General features: G+C 60.5%; 6 protein-coding genes. 2 read left to right on the top strand and 4 right to left on the bottom strand.

The window, feature by feature from the left end; translation table 11 throughout:
* Nucleotides 1–264 precede the first annotated feature (264 nt).
* Nucleotides 265–1,134 carry a formyltetrahydrofolate deformylase gene (gene purU / locus V7080_RS23740; protein ID WP_334190850.1) on the top strand — a complete coding sequence of 290 codons (870 nt, stop codon included), beginning with the start codon at nucleotides 265–267 and terminating at the stop codon, nucleotides 1,132–1,134.
* 98 nt (nucleotides 1,135–1,232) lie between these two features.
* Here the strand turns inward: purU and V7080_RS23735 are convergent, their stop codons facing one another.
* Genes V7080_RS23735 through yjgA form a run of 3 tightly spaced genes read right to left on the bottom strand, consistent with a single transcriptional unit; the run spans nucleotide 1,233 to nucleotide 3,131 of the window.
* Entirely contained in the window at nucleotides 1,233–1,913 is a 681-nt protein-coding gene (locus V7080_RS23735; RefSeq protein ID WP_334190849.1) for an alpha/beta hydrolase, read from the bottom strand.
* Nucleotides 1,914–1,948: 35 nt separating this feature from the next.
* Nucleotides 1,949–2,566 carry a molybdopterin adenylyltransferase gene (gene mog, locus V7080_RS23730; RefSeq protein WP_334190848.1) on the bottom strand — a complete coding sequence of 206 codons (618 nt, stop codon included), beginning with the start codon at nucleotides 2,564–2,566 and terminating at the stop codon, nucleotides 1,949–1,951.
* Nucleotides 2,544–3,131 carry a ribosome biogenesis factor YjgA gene (gene yjgA / locus V7080_RS23725; protein ID WP_334190847.1) on the bottom strand — a complete coding sequence of 196 codons (588 nt, stop codon included), beginning with the start codon at nucleotides 3,129–3,131 and terminating at the stop codon, nucleotides 2,544–2,546. The genes mog and yjgA overlap by 23 nt, the downstream gene beginning before the upstream one ends.
* A gap of 77 nt (nucleotides 3,132–3,208) precedes the next feature.
* Here yjgA and pmbA point away from each other — a divergent pair, with 77 nt between their 5' ends.
* Nucleotides 3,209–4,573: a metalloprotease PmbA gene (gene pmbA / locus V7080_RS23720; protein ID WP_334190846.1), complete on the top strand. Its 1,365-nt coding sequence runs from the start codon at nucleotides 3,209–3,211 to the stop codon at nucleotides 4,571–4,573.
* A 44-nt stretch (nucleotides 4,574–4,617) separates the two neighbouring features.
* Here pmbA and V7080_RS23715 read toward each other — a convergent pair.
* On the bottom strand, nucleotides 4,618–5,323 hold a 706-nt coding region (locus V7080_RS23715), incomplete at its 5' end, for a TonB-dependent receptor domain-containing protein (RefSeq protein WP_334190845.1).

Genomic DNA, 5,323 nt, shown 5'->3' with positions numbered 1-5,323 from the left:
GCGGCGAAGAACCTGACTGTCGCCAAGGTTGGCTGATCGACCGCTTCGGTAATCAGTAGTGCTTCAATAAAAATCCGAACATGCAGGTCGCCGGTGTCTGGGGAAGGACGCCGGCGGGGTTTCGCCTGCTATCCGGTTGTCGCGGCTTCGTCCCACACCATTATTTGAACCCGGTCTGCGCCCCGCGCGGCCGGGTTTTTGTTTATGCCCGCAAGCCATGCGACAATACCGCGCTTCGGCACATGCCGACATCGAGCCAACAACATGACGTATCCAGAATATATTCTTACCTTGTCCTGCCGCGACCAGCGCGGCATCGTCCATCGGGTATCCGGCTTTCTCGCCGAGCATGGCTGCAATATCATCGATTCCGCACAGTTCGGCGATGCGCAGTCCCAGCTTTTCTTCATGCGGGTGCATTTCTCGGCGGAGGATGCGTCAGTGAGCGATCAGACGCTGCGCGACCATTTCAGCTCGCTCGCCGCCAGCATGCAGATGAATGCACAGTTGCACGATGCGCGAAAGAAGCCGCGCATGATGCTGATGGTGTCGAAGATCGGGCATTGCCTGAACGACTTGCTGTTCCGCTACAAGAGCGGTCTGCTGCCGGTGGAGATTCCGGCGATCGTGTCGAACCACACCGATTTCTACCAGCTTGCCGCAAGCTACAACATTCCGTTTCACCACCTGCCGCTGGCAGCCGGAGCCTCCGCGGAGGCAAAGCGCGCGCAGGAGGAGCGGGTGCTGGAAATCGTCAAGTCAAACGACATCGACCTCGTGGTGCTGGCGCGCTACATGCAGATTCTGTCGCCGACGATGTGCGATGCGCTGAAGGGGCGTGCAATCAACATTCACCATTCCTTCCTGCCGAGTTTCAAGGGCGCCAAGCCGTACTACCAGGCGCATGAACGGGGCGTGAAGCTCATCGGCGCAACGGCGCATTTCGTCACCGGCGATCTGGATGAGGGGCCGATTATCGAGCAGGACGTGGAAAGGGTGGACCATGCGATGGAGCCGGATACCCTGACGATGATAGGCCGCGATGTGGAATGCGTGGTTCTGGCCCGTGCGGTCAAGTGGTTCGTCGAGCACCGGATCCTGTTGAACGGCCACAAGACAGTGGTTTTCAAGTAGCCGCGATGCCGCGAATCTGTCGCGGCATTTTCATTCCTGCCTGTATCCCCGCCGTCCGGTCGATGTCATCGTGACCGCCGGCGGTATTCCCGATTTTCTCAACCGGCCTTGCCGGCGAGCACGCGTTTCAGCCATGTGCTGATGTCGTCCACTTCTTCCGCACAAACCGAGTGCGGCATCATGTATTCATGCCATTCGACCTGATAGCCAAGCGACTTCAGCACGTCGCGCGACTTCTCCGCGCGGTCGATGGGGATGACCGCATCGCCACGACCGTGCGCAAGGAAGATCGGTGTGTCCTGGTTGGCAGGATGCCGCTCCGCTTCCAGCGTGGCATGAAGCGGTACATAGCCCGACAGGCATAGCAAGCCAGCCAGTTTTTCAGGATGGCGCAGGCCGGTTTGCAAGGTCATTGCGCAGCCCTGCGAAAAGCCGGCGAGGATGATCCGGTCGGCGGGAATGCCGCGTTCCTTCTCCTGCGCGATCAGCGCTTCCACCGCCTGCTGCGATTTGCGCAGCCCATTCTCATCTTCCCGCTTGGCGAGGTCGGTACCGATGATGTCGTACCACGCGCGCATCACATAGCCGTTATTGATTGTGACCGGCATGGTCGGCGCATGCGGAAAGATGAAGCGTATCGCAGGGCAACCGGATAGATCGAGTTCGCGCACGATGGGCACGAAATCCGATCCGTCGGCGCCCAGGCCATGGAGCCAGATGACGGAAACGGGTGGATTGGGGGCGGTGTCGATTTGTATGGCTTCAAGCAGCTTGGTCATGGTGATGTGTTCGGGGTGAAATTGTGTGCGGCCGCTCAGCGGCTGCGAATGGCGGATTTCGGACGGAAGGCTTTGCACACTGCCTCATCGGTCTCGATATACGGGCCGCCGATCAGGTCGATGCAGTAGGGCACTGCGGCAAAAATGCCGGCGACGAGTTGCTTGCCATCGGCATCCTTCAGGCCTTCCAGCGTCTCCTTGATTGACTTCGGCTGGCCGGGCAGGTTCATGATGAGCGCCGCGTGATCGGGCGTCTCGCGTATCACGGCGACCTGGCGCGACAGGATTGCCGTCGGAACAAATCGCAGGCTGATCTGCCGCATCTGTTCTGCGAATCCCGGCATTTCCTTCGTGGAAACGGCAAGCGTTGCTTCCGGGGTGACATCGCGCCGCGCCGGACCGGTTCCGCCGGTCGTGAGAACCAGGTCGCAACCGGCTTCATCCACCAGTTCGATGAGTGCCTTCTCGATCGCGGCCCGTTCATCCGGTATCAGCCGGGTTTCCATCTTCCACGGACTGGCAAGCGCCGTAGTGAACCAGTCGCGCAGTGCAGGTATGCCCTGATCTTCATACACGCCGCTGGATGCGCGGTCAGAAATCGACACCAGGCCGATCAGGAGTTCGTCGGGATTAGTCCTCGTCGGTTTCGTCATGCGTATCGCTCGATTCGGGTGAAGTGGGCGCGGCCAGCTGTTTCAGGATCTGGAAGATTTCACGGTAGGCTTTCGGCGGCTTGTTTTCCGCCTGCTCCTTGCGGGCATTGCGGATGAGGCCGCGCAGATGCTGTCCATCGACTTCCGGATGCTTCGTGAGCAAATCGGTCAGGGCCTTGTCGTCTGCGAGCAGCTTGTCGCGCCGGCGTTCAAGTGCATGCATGGCGGCGGTTTCCGCCTTCGATGCGCCTTTCCAGCTGTCGAGCATCTTCTGGATGGCGGCGATCTCGTCTTCTTCCAGCGTGCGCATTTTCTTGCCGACATACTGCGTCTGGCGGCGACGGCCTTCGTGATCCTTGATCTTCTGGCATTCGAGGATCGCTTCGCGCACATCCTCCGGCAACGGCACGCGCAGCACGCGATCCTTCGGCTGGGCGATCAGCTCTTCGCCGAGCTCCTGCAGCGCCGTCATTTCGCGTTTCAGTTGAGACTTGGATGGGCGGTCGTATTCCTGCTCGAATTCGTTGGACTGGAACCCGCAGGCACCTCGGTTGGGATTTGGCATGATTGAGTAACGCTAAGAGCGAATCGGTAAACGACTGCTATGATAACTGTTTTAAAAGCTATCCAAAGACCGCGCCCATGAGCCAGCCTGTATTTACCCACACCCAAGACCAGCTCAAACAGATCGCAGAGGACGTATTACGTTTCGCCAGGGAAAAAGGCGCATTCAATGCGGCGGTCGAAATCAACGAAGGAAATGGTCTGTCGGTGTCGGTACGCAAGGGCAAGATTGAAACCATCGAGCAGAACAAGGACAAGGGCATGGGCGTGACCGTGTACCTGGGCGGCGATGGGCATGTCCGGCGCGGCAATGCCAGCACATCCGACTTTTCCCGGCAGTCATTGATGGATACGGTGGAGGCGGCCTATAACATCGCCCGCTTCACGGCGGAGGACGACTGTGCCGGCCTGCCCGACGAAGATACGCTGGAGATGTCGCCGCGCGACCTGAAGCTGTGCTACCCATGGCGGATCTCCACCGAAGAAGCGGTCGAGCTGGCAAAGCGTGCAGAAGCGGCCGCGTTCGCGGTCGACAAGCGCGTCACCAATAGCGAAGGCGCCAGCGTGCATGCGCAGCAGTCGCACTTCGTGTCGGCCAATTCACATGGATTCATCGGCGGTTATCCCTATTCCCGGCATACGATGTCCGTCGCGCCGATCGCCGGCAAGGGGGCAAACATGCAGCGAGACAGCTGGTATTCGTCGATGCGCGATCCGTCCAGGCTGGCCGAACCGGAGGCCATCGGCCGTTATGCCGCCGAACGCGCGCTTGCCCGCCTGAACGCGCGCAAACTCGATACCCGCAAATGCCCGGTCCTGTTCGAGGCGCCGCTGGCTGCCGGCCTGCTCGGCGCATTCGTGCAGGCGATATCGGGCGGTGCGCTTTACCGCAAGTCCACCTTTCTGCTCGATTCCCTCGGCCAGCAGGTATTTGCGCCGCATATCCAGGTTACCGAGGACCCGCATATTCCCGGCGCGGCAGGCTCGTCGCCGTTCGACCAGGAGGGCGTGAAAACCAGCCGGCGCGATATCGTGAAGGACGGCATGGTGCAGGGCTATTTCCTGTCGACCTATTCCGCACGCAAGCTTGGCATGAAGACGACGGGCAATGCCGGCGGGTCGCACAACCTCATGCTGCGCTCCACGGCGGCGTCCGAGGAGGATGATTTCGAGGGGATGCTGAAAAAACTCGACACCGGACTACTCGTGACCGAGCTGATGGGGCAGGGCGTGAATTACGTGACGGGCGACTACTCACGCGGCGCGTCCGGCTTCTGGGTGGAGAACGGCAAAATCCAGTATCCGGTGGAAGAAATCACGATCGCCGGCAACATGAAGGCAATGTTCCGGCAGATTGTTGCCATCGGCGCGGACCGGATCATCCGCGGCAACAAGGAAACCGGCTCCATCCTGATCGAAAGCATGATGGTGGCCGGGAGCTGAATCGCAAGATTTTCCGCTCCGGCCACCTTGCATGGTGGCGCCAGTTAAAACTTCATTACCAGGCCGACCCGCAGCGTCCTGGGTTCCGCCGGATGGGTATGAATGTCGCTCACGGCGTCCGCCTCGCCGGCCAGTCGTGATTCATAGAAATAATCGACGTCGCTTACCCTCCGGTTGAAGAGGTTCAATACCTCGGCCACCACTTTCACATCCTTGCTGACCGCGTAGCCCAGCCTGGCGTTGACCAGAGTGGACGAGCCCGATCGTACCGAGTTGTCCTCGATCAGCGGCCGTCCGCCGAAATAGCGCAGGCGCAGGCCGCCCGACCATTTCCCCTGTTCTCCAGTCATCCCGATGGAAGCCGTGCGCTGAATCGCACCCGGAATGTGGTTGCCGGCAGGGTCCGCATCCCGGAAACGGGCGCGCGACCAGGCAAGGTCGGCGTCGATGATCCAGCCAGGCACCGGCGTATAGTAGTTCGCGATCTCGATGCCGGTGCGCCGGCTGGGGCGTCCTGCCTCCGTAGTGCCTGCATCGCCGACGAAGACCAGTTCCGATGCCAGGTCCAGCCGCCATAACGACAGCGACGTCTGCAAGCCGGGCAGGAGCTCGTTCAGGCGCAAGCCGACTTCCTTGCCGGTTGCCTTTGCCAGCGGCGTTGCTCGTGTGACCGGATTGCCGTCGGCGTCGAATGGTGTTCCCGTTACCGGATCGACGGTTTGCGTTACGCCGCGCGCATCGTTGCTATGG

This window comes from Noviherbaspirillum sp. (assembly GCF_036846085.1).
GTDB lineage: Bacteria > Pseudomonadota > Gammaproteobacteria > Burkholderiales > Burkholderiaceae_D > Noviherbaspirillum.
This window is presented reverse-complemented; position numbering and strand designations above follow the sequence as displayed.